The sequence below is a fragment of the Streptomyces sp. SAS_270 genome, from assembly GCF_052543295.1.
The window spans coordinates 23,588-38,567 of sequence record NZ_JBMNDS010000006.1 but is presented as its reverse complement, the minus strand read 5'-3'; the positions used below and the strand labels follow the sequence as shown (position 1 = coordinate 38,567).

Sequence of the window (14,980 nt, the reverse complement as noted above, 5' to 3'; positions counted from 1 at the left end):
GCGTCAAGGTGCGGTGGGCCCTGCGCCTATGGTTGCTCCAGCACTCCAGGACCGCCTGCCGCTCGCGTTAGGACAGCAAGGACAGCGATGCCCCCCAACACCACCGCCTCTTCCGGCCAAAAGCCCGGCAAGTCCGGCAGGAAGAAGGGGCGCAAAGCCCGTCTGTTCTTGATTGTCCTGGTTCTGGCCATCGTCGGAGGCGTCGCCTTCGGTGCGTACTGGAGCATCAGTACTGTGCGCGCCTCCTTCCCGCAGACCAAGGGCTCACTCACGCTCGACGGTCTGTCAGGACCCGTGGACGTGCAGCGTGACGGCAACGGAATCCCGCAGATCTACGCCGCCTCGGACGCGGACCTGTTCATGGCGCAGGGGTACGTCCAGGCGCAGGACCGGTTCTACGAGATGGACGTACGCCGCCACATGACCTCGGGCCGGCTGTCCGAGATGTTCGGCAAGGGCCAGGTCAAGGACGACGAGTTCCTGCGCACGCTGGGCTGGGACCGGGTGGCGAAGAAGGAGTACGACACCAAGCTGTCGGCCTCCACGAAGAAGTACCTCCAGGCGTACGCCAAGGGAGTCAACGCCTACCTGAAGGGCAAGGACGCCGAGGACATCTCCCTGGAGTACGCGGCCCTTGGCTTCACCAACGACTACACGCCCAAGGAGTGGACCCCGGTCGACTCGGTGGCCTGGCTCAAGGCGATGGCCTGGGACCTGCGCGGCAACATGCAGGAAGAGATCGACCGGTCCCTGATGACCAGCCGCCTCGGCCCGAAGCAGATCGCCGACCTGTATCCGGAGTACCCGTACAGCCGGAACAAGGCGATCGTCCAGGAGGGCGAGTACGACACGGTCACCAAGTCGTACGTCCAGGGCAGCTCCAGTACGGCATCCTCGACCGGCACGGCGGGTACCGGACTCACGGGCAACGCCACGGCGTCCGGTGCCGACCTGCAGAGCCAGCTGTCGGGGCTCTACGACGTGCTCGACGACGTGCCCACGGCCGTCGGCGTGAACGGCAACGGCATCGGCTCCAACTCCTGGGTCGTCGCCGGGTCGCACACCATCACCAACAAGCCGCTGCTGGCCAACGACCCGCACCTGTCGGCCTCGCTGCCCTCGGTCTGGTACCAGATGGGCCTGCACTGCCGGGGCATCTCCAGCAAGTGCCAGTACGACGTGTCCGGTTACACCTTCGCGGGCATGCCGGGTGTGGTCATCGGCCACAACCAGGACATCGCCTGGGGCATGACCAACTCCGGGGTCGACGTGACCGACCTCTACCTGGAGAAGCTCACCGGCAACGGCTACCAGTACGACGGCAAGGTGCTGCCCTTCAGGACCCGCGAGGAGACGATCAAGGTCGCGGGCGGCGACTCCAAGACGATCGTCGTCCGGGAGACCAACAACGGGCCCCTGCTGTCCGACCGCAACGACGAACTGGTCAAGGTCGGCAAGAAGGCCACCGTCGACACCGCGGCGCCCGACCGCGGCGACGGCTACGGCATCTCGCTGCGCTGGACCGCGCTGGACCCGGGCAACTCCATGGACGCCGTCTTCGAGATGGACAAGGCCTCCGACTGGAGCGAGTTCCGCAAGGCCTCCGCGTCCTTCGACGTGCCCTCGCAGAACCTGATCTACGCCGACACCAAGGACAACATCGGCTACCAGCTGCCGGGGAAGATCCCGACGCGCGGCGAGGGCGACGGCTCGCTCCCGTCGCCGGGCTGGGACTCCAAGTACCAGTGGACCGGTTACATCAAGCAGGCCGAACTGCCCTACGAGTACAACCCGAAGCGCGGCTACATCGTGACCGCCAACCAGGCTGTCGTCGACAAGGACAAGTACCCCTACACGCTCACCGCGGACTGGGGTTACGGCGCGCGCAGCCAGCGGATCACCGACCTGATCCAGTCGAAGATCGACGGCGGCGGCAAGATCTCCACCGACGACATGCGCCAGATGCAGCTGGACAACAGCAGTGAGATCGCCAAGCTCCTGGTGCCCAAGCTGCTCAAGATCGACGTCAAGGACAAGAACGTCCGCGAGGCGCAGAAGCTCCTGGAGGGCTGGGACTACACGCAGGACGCCGACTCGGCGGCCGCCGCGTACTTCAACGCGACCTGGCGCAACATCCTCAAGCTCGCCTTCGGCAACAAGCTGCCCAAGGAGCTGCGGGTCAAGGGCCAGTGCCTGTACGTCGACCCGGTGGACACCACGGGCCCCGTGGACGACGACGACGCCAAGGTCCGCGAGTGCGGTCAGCGCGACGCCGACCAGGCCCAACCGGACGGCGGCGACCGCTGGTTCGAGGTGGTCCGCAAGATCGTCGACGACGAGAAGAACGACTGGTGGACGGCGCCCAAGACGCGCCTGGACAAGCCGGCCGACACCCGTGACGAGCTGTTCGCGCGGGCCCTCAAGGACGCCCGCTGGGAGCTGACCGCCAAGCTCGGCAAGGACATCGACACCTGGAGCTGGGGCCGGCTGCACCGCCTGTTCCTGAAGAACCAGACCCTCGGTACCGAAGGGCCCCGCTTCATCAAGTACATGCTCAACCGCGGCCCCTGGAAGCTCAGCGGCGGCGAGGCGACGGTCAACGCGACCGGCTGGAACGCGGCGGGCGGCTACGGAGTGGTCTGGGTGCCGTCGATGCGGATGGTGGTCAACCTCGGGGACCTCGACAAGTCCAAGTGGATCAACCTCTCCGGCGCCTCCGGACACGCCTACAGCGCCCACTACACCGACCAGACGGACAAGTGGGCCAAGGGCGAACTGCTGCCGTGGTCCTTCTCCAAGAAGGCGGTCGACAAGAGCACGAGCGACACGCTGGTGCTCAAGCCCTGACGACCGGCGGATGATGAAGAGCGGATGACGAAAACGGCCCTCCACGCATGCGTGGAGGGCCGTTTCGCCTGCCGGGCGCGAGATCGTTCAGCGGAAGCGGCGCACTCCCGAGGGGGTCACCACCGCGTGCACCGGCCGGTCGTGCGCTTCCTCGGGGACGTGCTCTACGACCTCCGTGTCGTACAGGAGGACCACGAGGGCGGGATCGGCGCCCGCGCGCTCCAGCCGGGCCAGTACGCGGTCGTAGGAGCCCCCGCCGCGCCCCAGGCGCATGCCGCGCGCGTCCACCGCCAGCCCTGGCAGGAGCACGACGTCGGCGTCCCGCACGGCGTCCGGGCCGAGGCGCTCGCCGACGGGTTCCAGGAGGGCCATCTTCCCGCTGTGCCGGACGTGCGCGAGGGAGTCCTCGCCGGTGTAGGTGCCCCAGTCCAGATCGTTGTCGGGCAGGAGCGCGGGGAGCAGAACGCGTGCGCCCCGCGCGCGCAGCGCGTCCAGGAGCGCGAGAGTGCCGGGCTCACTCCCCACGGAGACGTACGCCGCCACCGTGCGCGCTTGCGCCAGTTCGGGCAGCCCGAGCGCGCGGGTGGCGAGCGCCGCCGCCGTTTCCCGCACGTCATCCGCCGTCAACCGGCTTCTCACCGTGAGGAACTCTCGCCGCAACATTCCCTTGTCAAGCTCTGATCCTGGTCCGGGCTGGCTCACAGGTGACTCCCGTATTCTTCCAAACATGCTCATATGAGAGCGAATTAACCGGAGACACAGATTCCGCACATAGCCACCGGATATGGTTGTGGGCATGACTGAGTCGCACCCCAGGATCAGCAAGGCTGTCATCCCCGCCGCAGGCCTCGGCACCCGGTTCCTGCCGGCCACCAAAGCCACTCCCAAGGAGATGCTGCCGGTCGTCGACAAGCCGGCGATCCAATACGTGGTCGAAGAGGCCGCGTCGGCGGGTCTGGACGACGTCCTGATGATCACCGGTCGCAACAAACGCCCCCTTGAGGACCACTTCGACCGCAACTACGAGCTGGAGTCGGCCCTTCAGAAGAAGGGCGACGCCAGCCGGCTCGCCAAGGTCCAGGAGTCCAGCGACCTCGCGACCATGCACTACGTGCGCCAGGGCGACCCCAGGGGCCTCGGTCACGCCGTCCTGTGCGCGGCTCCGCACGTCGGCCACGAGCCCTTCGCCGTGCTCCTCGGCGACGACCTGATCGACCCGCGCGACCCGCTGCTCGCGCGCATGGTCGAGGTCCAGGAGCAGCACGGCGGCAGCGTCATCGCGCTCATGGAGGTCGCCCCCGAGCAGATCCACCTCTACGGATGCGCCGCCGTCGACGCCACCGACGAGGGTGATCTGGTGAAGGTGACGGGCCTGGTCGAGAAGCCGGACCCGGCGGACGCCCCCAGCAACTACGCGATCATCGGACGCTACGTCCTCGACCCGCACATCTTCGACATACTGCGCAAGACCGAGCCGGGCCGCGGCGGCGAGATCCAGCTCACCGACGCGCTGCAGCAGCTCGCCGCGGACGAGAAGGTCGGCGGCCCCGTGCACGGCGTGGTCTTCAAGGGCCGCCGCTATGACACCGGTGACCGCGGCGACTATCTGCGTGCCATTGTCAGACTCGCGTGCGAACGTGAAGACCTGGGCCCGGACTTCCGGTCCTGGCTTCGCAGTTACGTAGCCGAGGAGATGTAGCAACTTTGAGCAGCGCCGCGCCCCGCGCCGTCGGCCAGGACCACCTCTGGTCGGTGACCGAACACCTGGAGGACATCCTCGCGACCGTCCGCCCCCTCGAACCCATCGAGCTGCAACTCCTCGACGCCCAGGGCTGCGTCCTGGTCGAGGACGTCACGGTGCCGGTCTCCCTGCCGCCGTTCGACAACAGCTCCATGGACGGGTACGCGGTCCGGGTCGCCGATGTCGCGGGCGCGAGCGAGGAGTACCCGGCGGTGCTGACGGTCGTCGGCGATGTCGCCGCGGGCCAGGCCGAGCAGCCCCACGTGGGCCCCGGCCAGGCCGCCCGCATCATGACCGGAGCACCGCTGCCGCCCGGCGCCGAGGCCGTCGTCCCCGTGGAGTGGACCGACGGCGGACTGGGCGGTGGTCCCGTCTCCGGGATGCGCGCCCACAGTGCGGCCCCCGACGGAGCCCGTGGCGAGGTGCAGGTGCACCGCTCGGCCGAGGCACGCGCGCATGTGCGCGCGCAGGGCAGCGACGTCAAGGCCGGCGACCGCGCCCTCGACGCGGGCACCGTCCTCGGCCCGCCGCAGATCGCACTGCTCGCCGCGATCGGCCGCGGAACGGTACGCGTGCGCCCGCGCCCGCGCGTGGTCGTCCTGTCGACCGGCAGCGAACTGGCCCAGCCCGACGAGGAATTGGGCCCCGGCCAGATCTACGACTCCAACAGCTTCGCCCTCTGCGCGGCCGCCCGTGACGCCGGAGCCATCGCCTACCGGGTGGGCGCGGTGGCCGACGACGCCGAGACACTGCGTTCCACCATCGAGGACCAGCTCATCCGCGCCGACCTGCTCGTCACGACGGGCGGGGTGAGCGTGGGGGCGTACGACGTCGTCAAGGAAGCGCTCTCCTCCGTGGGTGACGAGGACGAGCCGGGCAGCGGCATCGACTTCCGCAAGCTCGCCATGCAGCCCGGCAAGCCCCAGGGCTTCGGTTCCATCGGCCCCGAGCACATCCCGCTGCTCGCGCTCCCGGGCAACCCGGTCTCCTCGTACGTCTCCTTCGAGCTGTTCGTGCGCCCCGCGATCCGCACCCTGATGGGCCTGGAGGACGTCCACCGGCCCACGACCCGGGCGATCCTGGAGACGGCCAAGGCGCTGACCTCGCCCGGTGGCCGCCGGCAATTCCTGCGGGGGAAGTACGCCGACGGGAAGGTGACCCCGGTCGGAGGCGCCGGATCCCATCTGATCGCCGCCCTGGCCCAGGCGGACGCGCTGATCGTGGTCCCCGAGGACGACACCTCCGTCGAGCCCGGCGCCGAGGTCGAGGTGGTCCTGCTCGGCTGAGTGCCCCGACTTGGCGGTACCGTGTCGCGCACACAGGCCACGCGCCGCACCGCGACGGGCCCGGACCGGGAGCGCCACAACAGATGAGTACGGACCGACTGACACACATCGACGACGCGGGCGCCGCCCGTATGGTCGACGTATCCGGGAAGGACGTGACCGCGCGCACCGCCCGCGCCAGCGGCCGTGTCCTGGTCTCGCCCCGGGTGGTCGAGCTGCTGCGCGGCGAGGGGGTTCCCAAGGGAGACGCCCTCGCCACCGCGCGCATCGCGGGGATCATGGGTGCCAAGCGCACGCCGGACCTGATCCCGCTCTGCCACCCGTTGTCGGTGTCAGGTGTCAAGATTGATCTGTCGGTCGCGGACGACGCCGTCGAGATCCGCGCCACCGTGAAGACCACCGACCGCACGGGTGTCGAGATGGAGGCCCTCACCGCGGTCAGCGTGGCGGCCCTCACCGTGATCGACATGGTCAAGGCGGTCGACAAGGGAGCGGTCATCACGGACGTGCGGGTGGAGGAGAAGACGGGCGGCAAGTCGGGCGACTGGAGCCGGGCATGACCGCCGGGCCGTACCGCGCCCTGGTGGTCACCGCCTCCAACCGGGCCGCCGCGGGCGTCTACGAGGACAGGGGCGGACCGCTGATCGCGCAGGGGCTGGCGGCGTTCGGCTTCACGGTCGAGGGGCCGCAGGTCGTCCCCGACGGCGATCCCGTCGAGGCCGCGCTGCGCGCGGGCGTGGACGCCGGGTACGACGTCATCGTGACCACCGGCGGTACGGGGATCTCGCCCACCGACAGGACCCCCGAGGCCACCCGGCGCGTCCTCGACCACGAGGTCCCGGGCATCCCGGAGGCCATCAGGGCGTTCGGCAGGGAGAAGGTGCCGACGGCGGCGTTGTCCCGCGGGCTCGCCGGAGTCGCGGGAGCGACGCTGATCGTCAACCTGCCGGGTTCCACCGGCGGAGTACGGGACGGCCTGGCCGTCCTGGAGCCCCTGCTGATCCACGCCGTCGACCAGATCCGCGGCGGCGACCACCCCAGACCCGGCGGGGGTGCGAACTGAACACCCCATCCTGGCCCGTCGAGCTGGTGGACGGCGATGTGGTCCTCCGGCCCATAAAGCTGCGCGACCAGCGGGCCTGGCGCGAGGTCAACCGGCGCAACCGGGACTGGCTGCGCCCGTGGGAGGCGACGATCCCGCCGCCCACGCCCAGCGGTCCGATCGCGCACCGGCCGACCTATCGGCAGATGGTCCGGCATCTGCGCGCCGAGGCCAACGCGGGCCGGATGCTGCCCTTCGTGATCGAGTACCAGGGGCAGCTCGTCGGGCAGTTGACCGTCGCAGGGATCACCTGGGGATCGATGTGCTCAGGGCACATCGGCTACTGGGTGGACCAGGGGGTGGCGGGCCGCGGAGTGATGCCGACCGCCGTGGCGCTGGTGACCGACCACTGCTTCCGCACCGTCGGACTGCACCGCATCGAGGTCTGCATTCGCCCGGAGAACGGGCCCAGCCGCCGGGTCGTGGAGAAACTCGGATTCCGTGAGGAAGGCCTGCGGCCACGTTATCTCCACATCGACGGGGCCTGGCGCGACCATCTCGTCTTCGCGCTCACCGCCGAAGAGGTGCCGGAGGGGTTGCTCGCCCGCTGGCGGCGGGCACGCTCACAGAAGTCGCCGCGGAACACTCCGAGGAACACGGCGTAAGTGCCGGTGAGCGGGGTGGGTCGGACGGCGTGGCATAAATGAAATACATGTTCGAAATTGATCGCCCGGCGATCACCTGAGGGCATTAAATTCACGCTCCCGGCGGCCTGCTGATCGCATCGGTCACAAAAAAAGCTCGAAATATCAGCCAGATCGTGCGACACACCGGCCCAATTGGCAGATGGCCTCACGCAAACCCCTCTACCGTGTGAGGCGTGAGCAGCAGCGGCCTCATCTACGCAGTCATCGTCGGGGCCTGGGCCGCCTACTTGGTGCCGATGTGGCTCCGTAGGCAGGACGAGCTGAACGAAGCCCGTCCGACGGAACGCTTCAGCACCGCCATCCGGCTGCTGTCCGGACGGGCGGGAATGGAGCGCCGGTACGCCAAGGACCTGCGGGCGCGCTCCACCGACGAGGGGGAGCCCAGCGCCGAACCGGGCACGGTCACCGACTCGGTGGACGTCCGGGCCTTCGCCATGCCTCCGGCGCGGCCGCAGGTCTCGGCCCAACTGCCGTCTCGGGCCGAGCCGGAGCAGAAGCAGGCGCAGAAGCAGGCACCGCAGGCCGCTGCCGGACAGAGCGCCCAGCAGAGCGTCAAGCAGGCGTCCCAGGCGCCCGCCAGGCCCGTACCGCAGCAGTCGGCCAAGCAGTCTCCCAAGCAGTCTCCCAAGCCCACGGCCAAGTCCGCGCCCCGGCAGCCCTCGGCGGCGCGCCGCGCCGCCTCCGCGGAGGCCGCAGCCCGCGCCCGGCGCACGAAGGTGCTCGCACGCCGGCGGCGTACGACCGTCATGCTCTTCCTCGCCTTCACGCTCGGCGCGATCGTCGCGGCCGTCGGCGGGCTCGCGTTCCTGTGGGCGCCCGGCGTACCCGCGGTGCTGCTCAGCGCGTACATCGTGTACCTGCGCGCCCAGGAGCACCGGCGCTTCACCTACGTCATGGACCGCCGCCGCGCCGAGGTCGCGGCCCAGCGGCTGCGGGAGCGTCAGCCGCGCCGTCGGCCGCCCGTCGACCCCGGCGGCGACGAGCCGGAGGACGGACCAGAGAGCGAAACCGACCCCGGGCTGCTGGCACTGGCGGCCGACCGCCGCGCCCTCGTCGAGCAGACCGACCACGCCGAGTGGGTCGACCAGCAGCGCGAGCGCCAGCGGGGCCCCGGCCACGGAGAGAGCTGGGACCCGGTGCCGGTTCCGTTGCCGACGTACGTGACCGCGCCGGTCGCGCCCCGGGCCACGTCCAGCGTCGACCTGGGGGCTCCCGACGCCTGGAGCTCCGCGCGGTCGAGCGCCGCCGAGCCGAGCGCCTCCGGTGCGCAGAGCGCGCCGGAGGCCGAGCCCGCGGACGAGGACCAGTCGGACGACGCCGACTGCGACGGCAGGAGCGACGCCCGCCGCGCCGCGTCCGCCCGGCGCGCCCGCGAGCGCGGCCGCACGCCCCTGTTCGACCAGTACGAGGACGGGGACCGGCCGCGCGCGGCCAACGAGTGACATCGCCTCCGCCGGCCCACGGCTGACCAGCCAGGAACGGATTTCCAAGCACCCGGATGAGGATGCTAGAGTTTCACTCGTTGCAAGGGCCTGTGGCGCAGTCTGGTAGCGCACCTCGTTCGCATCGAGGGGGTCTGGGGTTCAAATCCCCACAGGTCCACCGCAATTGAGAACCCCGCCGGATTCGTCCGGCGGGGTTCTTGCATGTGCGTGTGGAAACGGGCGGCCGCAAGGCCGCCCGTTTCCTGCAGTGAGCAGCAGCGCTCTACAGCGGCTTGGCGAAGCAGCGGCTCTCGTCGTGGAAGCGGTAGTGGCCGAACTTGGTGCAGGGTTCGTAGCCGCTCGATATGTAGAGGGCTATCGCCTCGGGCTGCTTGGTGCCGGTCTCCAGGACCATGCGGCTGCGGCCCGCCGTGCGGGCGTCCAGCTCCAGGGCCGCGAGGATGCGGCGGGCGACGCCGAGGCCGCGGGCGCCCGGGATGACGTACATGCGCTTGAGTTCCGCGTCGCCGTCCGAGTACCCCTCGTCGTTCTCGTCCTGGGTGCGCCAGCCGCCCGTCGCCACGGGAAGGTCCTGCCCGTCGTAGGCGATGAGATACCGGCCGAGCGGTGGCTCGAACATCGACGCGTCCAGCGGGGTGGCGTCGCCCTCGTCGCCGTAGCGCTCGGCGTATTCGAGCTGCACCTCGTCGTTGAGCTTGACGGCGTCGGGATGGTCGAAGGGGACCGGACGGATATTCATGCGTGGCATCGTACTTCTATGCGTCGGGATGGGTCGATGGATTAAGTATCGTGCCCGGGTGCTGACTGTTACCTCTGTGAATGTGAACGGGCTCCGGGCCGCCGCCAGGAAGGGCTTCGTGGAGTGGCTCGCCGAGACCTCCGCGGACGTGCTGTGCCTGCAGGAGGTGCGGGCCGAACCCGGGCAGCTGACCGAGGACGTGCGGGCGCCCGAGGGGTGGCACGTCGTCCACGCGCCCGCCGCCGCCAAGGGGCGGGCCGGTGTCTCCCTCTATACCCGGCGCGAGCCCGACCGCGTCCAGGTCGGCTTCGGGTCGGCGGAGTTCGACTCCAGCGGGCGCTATGTCGAGGCCGACCTGCCCGGCGTCACCGTCGCCAGCCTCTACCTGCCCTCCGGTGAGGTCGGGACCGAGCGGCAGGACGAGAAGGTCCGGTTCATGGGGGAGTTCCTCGGCTATCTGAAGGGGCTGCGGGAGCGGGCGGCCGCCGACGGGCGCGAGGTCGTGGTGTGCGGCGACTGGAACATCGCCCACCAGGAGGCCGACCTCAAGAACTGGAAGTCCAACAAGAAGAACGCCGGGTTCCTGCCCGAGGAGCGGGAGTGGCTCGGGAGCGTGTTCCAGGAGGGCGGGTACGTCGATGTCGTGCGCGCCCTGCATCCCGATGTCGAGGGGCCGTACTCGTGGTGGTCCTACCGGGGGCGGGCCTTCGACAACGACGCCGGATGGCGCATCGACTACCACGTGGCGACGCCCGGACTCGCCGGCAAGGCCGTCAAGGGGTTCGTGGAGCGGGCGGCCACGCATGGCGAGCGCTGGTCGGACCACGCGCCGGTGACGGTGGTCTACGACCTGTAGGAACCCCGGACGGAAGCGGGAGCCGCCGTCAGGAGCCGTTCTCCTCCGCGGCCAGGCGGCGGTCCAGTGCCAGCGAGAGTTCGGCGTCGACCACCGCTTTGGCGAGCGGGCGCAGCTCGGCCGGGTCCCGTTCGGGGGCGTGGGTGTGCAGCAGGGTGGCGAAGAGTTCGGCCATGGCGTCGGCGTGCACGCGGACCTCGCGGCCGGCGGCCATGACGGCGGCGAGCGGGACGCCCGCGCGGACCAGCGCCGAGGAGACGTCGAGCAGCCGGCGGCTGATGTGGATGATCTCGTCGCCGTCCACCGCGAGATAGCCGAGGTCCAGGGCGGCGGCCAGGTTCTCCGGGGTCACCTCGCCCGCGAAGTGGTCGGCCAGGGCCTCCGGGGTGAGGTGGACGGGACTCTCCTCGCTGGGCCGGGCCAGGCCCAGGGCCTCGCCGGCGTCCCGGCCGGACTCGAAGGCGGCGGTGAGGTCGGCGATGCCCGAGAGGGTGTGGCCGCGCTCCAGGAGGGCGGCGACGGTGCGCAGCCGGGCCAGGTGGTGGTGGTCGTACCAGGCGATCCGGCCCTCTCTGCGGGGTGGCGGGAGCAGGCCGCGCTCCCGGTAGAAGCGCAGGGTGCGGACTGTTATGCCCGCCTCCTTGGCCAGCTCCTCCATGCGGTACTCGCGTTTTTCCGATCCCTCAGCCACTTGCGCACCCTATGTCGTACCCCGGGTAACTTTCCCGGCCGCTACCCCTACCCGTGAGTACAAGGTTCCTCTACTCTCCCCATTGTGCCAGTGTTCACTGGCAGAGTCGGGCGGTTAGGGAGGCGTCGGGATGGCCGAGCACGAGCATGTGCGGGTGGCGGTGGTCGGGTCCGGGTTCGGGGGGCTGGGGGCCGCCGTGCGGCTGCGCCGCGAAGGTGTCACCGACTTCGTCGTGCTGGAACGGGCCGGCAGCGTGGGCGGCACCTGGCGGGACAACAGTTATCCCGGGTGCGCGTGCGATGTGCCGTCGCATCTCTACTCGTTCTCGTTCGCGCCCAACCCGGACTGGCCGCGCACCTTCTCCGGGCAGGAGCACATCCGGGAGTACCTGGAGCACGTCGCCGATGTGTTCCGGCTGCGGTCGCACATCCGCTTCGACTGCGAAGTGAAGATGATGACCTGGGACGCGGAACACCTGCGATGGGTGATCGAGACCAGCAGCGGGACCCTCACCGCCGATGTCGTCGTCTCCGCCACCGGGCCGCTCTCCGATCCGAAGCTCCCGGACGTCGCGGGGATCGACTCCTTCCCCGGCAAGGTCTTCCACTCGGCCCGCTGGGACCACGACTACGACCTGCGCGGCAAGCGGGTCGCCATGATCGGCACCGGCGCGTCCGCGATCCAGATCGTGCCGTCCATCCAGCCGGAGGTCTCCCGGCTCACCCTCTTCCAGCGCACCCCGCCATGGGTGATGCCGCGCGTCGACCGGGCCATCAGCGGCGCCGAGCGGTGGCTGCACCGGCAGCTGCCCTTCACCACGCACGCGCGGCGCGGCCTCCTGTGGGGCATCCGGGAACTGCAGGTCCAGGCGTTCACCAAGCGGCCCGACGAACTGGGCATGGTCGAGCGGCTGGCCAAACGGAACATCGCCCGCGCCGTCAAGGACCCGGAGCTGCGTGCCAGGCTCACCCCCGACTACCGCATCGGCTGCAAGCGCATCCTGCTGTCCAACACCTACTACCCCGCGCTCACCCAGCCCAACGTGGACGTGGTCGCCAGTGGGCTCAGCGAGATCCGCGGCTCCACACTCGTCGCCGCCGACCGCACCGAGACCGAGGTCGACGCGATCATCTTCGGTACGGGCTTCCATGTCACCGACATGCCGATCGCCGAACGGGTCGTCGGGGCGGACGGCAGGACCCTGACGGAGACCTGGCAGGAGGGCATGAAGTCGCTGCGCGGCGCCACCGCGGCCGGCTTCCCCAACTGGATGACGATCATCGGACCCAACACGGGCCTCGGGAACTCCTCCATGATCCTGATGATCGAGTCCCAGCTGAACTACCTGGCCGACTACATGCGGCAGCTCGACGTCCTGGGCGGCCGGGTGGCGCTCGACCCGCGGCCGAGCGCCGTGCACGCCTGGAACCAGCGCGTGCAGAAGCGCATGGAGCGCACGGTGTGGAACACCGGCGGCTGCACGAGCTGGTATCTCGACGCGAGCGGGCGCAACACCACCATCTGGCCGGGCACGACGACCGAGTTCCGGGGCGCCACACGGCGCGTCGACCTCGCGGAGTACGAGGTGCTGCGCACGCCCGAGCCCCTGGCTCCGGGCGCGGCCCCCGCCAGGAACGCCCGCAAGAAGAAGGTGGAGGCCGGAGCATGAGCCGACTGACGCATGTGACGCAGGGGCCGTACGCGCCGCCCGCGGCGGAGCGCGAGCTGACCGCGGTCTCCGCGGACGGCGCGCGGCTGCACGTCGAGGTGCACGGGAGCGAGCATGCGCCCGCTGTGGTCCTCGCACACGGGTGGACCTGCTCGACCGCCTTCTGGGCGGCGCAGATCAGGGACCTCGCCGTCGATCACCGGGTGATCGCGTACGACCAGAGGGGGCACGGGCGCAGTCCCGCGAGCCCCGCGTGCACCACCGACGCGCTGGCCGACGACCTGGAGGCGGTGCTCGCGGCCACGCTCGCACCCGGCGAGAAGGCCGTGCTCGTGGGGCACTCCATGGGCGGGATGACGCTGATGGCCGCCTCCGCGCGGCCCCGTTTCCGGGAGCACGCGGCGGCCGCGCTGCTGTGCAGCACGGGCAGCTCGAAGCTGGTCGCCGAGGCGCTGGTGGTGCCGATGGGCGCCGGCCGGGCGCGGACGTGGCTCACCGGGAAGGTCCTCGGCTCGCGGGCGCCGCTCGGGCCCGTCACGCCCGTGGCCCGGCGGATCCTCAAGTACGCGACCATGGGCCCCGGTTCGTCGCCGGTGATGGTGGAGGCGTGCGCCCGGGTGGTGCACGCATGTCCGCGCGCGGTGCGGCACGCCTGGTCACGGGTCCTTGAGCTGATCGACCTGGATCACGGTGTACGGGAGCTGAAGGTGCCGACGGCCGTGGTCGCGGGCACGGCGGACCGGCTGACCCCCGTGGTGCACGCGCGGGCACTCGTCGCCGCGCTGCCGAACTGCGTCGGCAGCACCGAGCTCACCGGGGTCGGGCACATGACGCCCGTGGAGGCGCCGGAGCTGGTCGGCTCACGCATCCGGGAACTCGTGGCCACGTATCTCGTGAGTGCCGAGGACGCGGAGCTCGCGGTGGTCACAGAGGCTGCGGAGGTCGTGGAGAGCGCAGAGGTCGTGGACAGCGCGGAGATGAGGGAGGGCGCATGAGCAAGGTCAGCCTGGAAGGACAGGTCGCGGTCGTCACGGGGGCCGCGCGAGGTGTCGGCGAGCTCCTTGCGCGCAAGCTCTCCGCGCGCGGCGCGAGGATCGCGCTCGTCGGTCTGGAGCCGGACGAGCTCAAGCAGGTCTCGCAGCGGCTGCACAGTGACAGCCACTACTGGCACGCCGACGTGACCGACCACGAGGCGATGGCCCGGGTCGCGGAGGAGGTCAAGCAGCGGTTCGGGAAGGTGGACATCGTCGTCGCGAACGCCGGGGTCGCGAGCGGCGGTCCGTTCGCCGACTCCGATCCGGCCGCCTGGCGCCGGGTCGTCGAGGTCAACCTGATCGGCTCGGCGGTGACCGCGCGGGCCTTCCTGCCCGTCCTGATGGAGAGCCGCGGCTATCTGCTGCAGATCGCCTCGCTCGCCGCCATCACCCCGGCCCCCATGATGACGGCGTACTGCGCGTCCAAGTCCGGTGTGGAGGCGTTCGCGCACAGCCTGCGCGCCGAGGTCGGCTACAAGGGCGTACGCGTCGGGGTCGGCTATCTGTCCTGGACCGACACCGACATGGTGCGCGGGGCCGACCAGGACGACGTGATGCGCGAGCTGCGGCAGCGGCTGCCGTGGCCGTCCAACAAGACGTATCCGCTGGGCCCGGCCGTCGACCGTATCGTCGCCGGGATCGAGCGGCGGTCGAGCCATGTGTACGCGCAGTGGTGGCTGCGCGGGATGCAGGGCGTCCGGGGGTATCTGCCGGGGCTCATCGGGGCGGTGGGGCAGCGGGAGATGCGGCGGTTCGAGCCCCGTCTCGGCACCGTCCCCAAGGGGCTCGTCGGCGCTGGTGGGGCGGCGGACGAGGGGGAGCGCGGCGCTCTTTCTCACGGTGAGTAACTGGTCGAAATGCGCGCTTTGTTCGCCCGTGTCAGTCTGGTCGAGCCCAATCCCCTCACCCGCAAACGGGAGTGA

The 14,980-nt window shown here is 70.3% G+C and carries 14 protein-coding genes and 1 tRNA gene; 12 read left to right on the top strand and 3 right to left on the bottom strand.

What is annotated here, in order from left to right; all coding sequences use genetic code 11:
* Positions 1–87: 87 nt before the first annotated feature.
* A complete protein-coding gene (locus ACN6LB_RS06115) occupies positions 88–2,847 on the top strand; it encodes a penicillin acylase family protein (protein ID WP_445024876.1) in 2,760 nt (919 codons plus the stop codon).
* 87 nt (positions 2,848–2,934) lie between these two features.
* Here ACN6LB_RS06115 and ACN6LB_RS06110 read toward each other — a convergent pair whose 3' ends face one another.
* The gene (locus ACN6LB_RS06110; RefSeq protein WP_445024875.1) at positions 2,935–3,510 is read right to left on the bottom strand and encodes a 5-formyltetrahydrofolate cyclo-ligase; all 576 of its coding nucleotides are present in this window, start codon (positions 3,508–3,510) and stop codon (positions 2,935–2,937) included.
* A gap of 133 nt (positions 3,511–3,643) precedes the next feature.
* Between ACN6LB_RS06110 and galU the strand changes: the two genes are divergently transcribed.
* The 7 genes from galU to ACN6LB_RS06075 all read left to right on the top strand — a co-directional run bounded on the left by galU (position 3,644) and on the right by ACN6LB_RS06075 (position 9,225).
* Entirely contained in the window at positions 3,644–4,546 is a 903-nt protein-coding gene (galU, locus tag ACN6LB_RS06105; protein ID WP_445024874.1) for a UTP--glucose-1-phosphate uridylyltransferase GalU, read from the top strand.
* 5 nt (positions 4,547–4,551) lie between these two features.
* Positions 4,552–5,874 carry a molybdotransferase-like divisome protein Glp gene (glp, locus tag ACN6LB_RS06100; RefSeq protein WP_445024873.1) on the top strand — a complete coding sequence of 441 codons (1,323 nt, stop codon included), beginning with the start codon at positions 4,552–4,554 and terminating at the stop codon, positions 5,872–5,874.
* Positions 5,875–5,957: 83 nt separating this feature from the next.
* Complete coding sequence (gene moaC / locus ACN6LB_RS06095; RefSeq protein ID WP_356133231.1) at positions 5,958–6,434, top strand: cyclic pyranopterin monophosphate synthase MoaC; 477 nt, start codon at positions 5,958–5,960, stop codon at positions 6,432–6,434.
* Positions 6,431–6,937, top strand: a complete 507-nt coding sequence (locus tag ACN6LB_RS06090) for a MogA/MoaB family molybdenum cofactor biosynthesis protein (RefSeq protein ID WP_356133229.1) — start codon at positions 6,431–6,433, stop codon at positions 6,935–6,937. The genes moaC and ACN6LB_RS06090 overlap by 4 nt, the downstream gene beginning before the upstream one ends.
* Positions 6,938–6,963: 26 nt before the next feature.
* Positions 6,964–7,581: a GNAT family N-acetyltransferase gene (locus ACN6LB_RS06085; RefSeq protein WP_445024872.1), complete on the top strand. Its 618-nt coding sequence runs from the start codon at positions 6,964–6,966 to the stop codon at positions 7,579–7,581.
* A gap of 215 nt (positions 7,582–7,796) precedes the next feature.
* Positions 7,797–9,065 (top strand): divisome protein SepX/GlpR, encoded by a 1,269-nt coding sequence (sepX, locus tag ACN6LB_RS06080; protein WP_445024871.1) that lies wholly within the window; start codon positions 7,797–7,799, stop codon positions 9,063–9,065.
* Between the two features lie 86 nt (positions 9,066–9,151).
* A tRNA-Ala gene (locus ACN6LB_RS06075) sits at positions 9,152–9,225 on the top strand.
* A 105-nt stretch (positions 9,226–9,330) separates the two neighbouring features.
* Here the strand turns inward: ACN6LB_RS06075 and ACN6LB_RS06070 are convergent.
* The gene (locus ACN6LB_RS06070; protein ID WP_445024870.1) at positions 9,331–9,807 is read right to left on the bottom strand and encodes a GNAT family N-acetyltransferase; all 477 of its coding nucleotides are present in this window, start codon (positions 9,805–9,807) and stop codon (positions 9,331–9,333) included.
* A gap of 58 nt (positions 9,808–9,865) precedes the next feature.
* On the opposite strand from ACN6LB_RS06070, the gene ACN6LB_RS06065 reads away from it, so the two are divergent.
* On the top strand, positions 9,866–10,663 hold the full coding sequence (locus tag ACN6LB_RS06065; RefSeq protein WP_445024869.1) for an exodeoxyribonuclease III: 798 nt from the start codon (positions 9,866–9,868) through the stop codon (positions 10,661–10,663).
* A gap of 28 nt (positions 10,664–10,691) precedes the next feature.
* Here ACN6LB_RS06065 and ACN6LB_RS06060 read toward each other — a convergent pair whose 3' ends face one another.
* Positions 10,692–11,321, bottom strand: coding sequence for a MerR family transcriptional regulator (locus ACN6LB_RS06060; protein ID WP_356133367.1), 630 nt, complete (start codon positions 11,319–11,321; stop codon positions 10,692–10,694).
* Positions 11,322–11,484: 163 nt separating this feature from the next.
* Here ACN6LB_RS06060 and ACN6LB_RS06055 point away from each other — a divergent pair, with 163 nt between their 5' ends.
* Genes ACN6LB_RS06055 through ACN6LB_RS06045 form a run of 3 tightly spaced genes read left to right on the top strand, consistent with a single transcriptional unit; the run spans position 11,485 to position 14,905 of the window.
* Positions 11,485–13,023, top strand: coding sequence for a flavin-containing monooxygenase (locus ACN6LB_RS06055; protein WP_445024868.1), 1,539 nt, complete (start codon positions 11,485–11,487; stop codon positions 13,021–13,023).
* Complete coding sequence (locus tag ACN6LB_RS06050) at positions 13,020–14,018, top strand: alpha/beta fold hydrolase (RefSeq protein ID WP_445024867.1); 999 nt, start codon at positions 13,020–13,022, stop codon at positions 14,016–14,018. Before ACN6LB_RS06055 ends, ACN6LB_RS06050 begins: the two co-directional genes overlap by 4 nt.
* Complete coding sequence (locus ACN6LB_RS06045) at positions 14,015–14,905, top strand: SDR family oxidoreductase (RefSeq protein WP_445024866.1); 891 nt, start codon at positions 14,015–14,017, stop codon at positions 14,903–14,905. The genes ACN6LB_RS06050 and ACN6LB_RS06045 overlap by 4 nt, the downstream gene beginning before the upstream one ends.
* The last annotated feature ends 75 nt before the right edge of the window (positions 14,906–14,980 follow it).

Coding starts and splice junctions, on each gene's coding strand:
- ACN6LB_RS06090 (WP_356133229.1), top strand. CDS start 6,431: ATGACCGCCGGGCCGTACCGCGCCCTGGTGGTCACCGCCTCCAACCGG.
- ACN6LB_RS06110 (WP_445024875.1), bottom strand. CDS start 3,510: ATGTTGCGGCGAGAGTTCCTCACGGTGAGAAGCCGGTTGACGGCGGAT.
- galU (WP_445024874.1), top strand. CDS start 3,644: ATGACTGAGTCGCACCCCAGGATCAGCAAGGCTGTCATCCCCGCCGCA.
- ACN6LB_RS06055 (WP_445024868.1), top strand. CDS start 11,485: ATGGCCGAGCACGAGCATGTGCGGGTGGCGGTGGTCGGGTCCGGGTTC.
- moaC (WP_356133231.1), top strand. CDS start 5,958: ATGAGTACGGACCGACTGACACACATCGACGACGCGGGCGCCGCCCGT.
- ACN6LB_RS06050 (WP_445024867.1), top strand. CDS start 13,020: ATGAGCCGACTGACGCATGTGACGCAGGGGCCGTACGCGCCGCCCGCG.
- ACN6LB_RS06060 (WP_356133367.1), bottom strand. CDS start 11,321: ATGGAGGAGCTGGCCAAGGAGGCGGGCATAACAGTCCGCACCCTGCGC.
- ACN6LB_RS06045 (WP_445024866.1), top strand. CDS start 14,015: ATGAGCAAGGTCAGCCTGGAAGGACAGGTCGCGGTCGTCACGGGGGCC.
- ACN6LB_RS06070 (WP_445024870.1), bottom strand. CDS start 9,807: ATGAATATCCGTCCGGTCCCCTTCGACCATCCCGACGCCGTCAAGCTC.
- ACN6LB_RS06115 (WP_445024876.1), top strand. CDS start 88: ATGCCCCCCAACACCACCGCCTCTTCCGGCCAAAAGCCCGGCAAGTCC.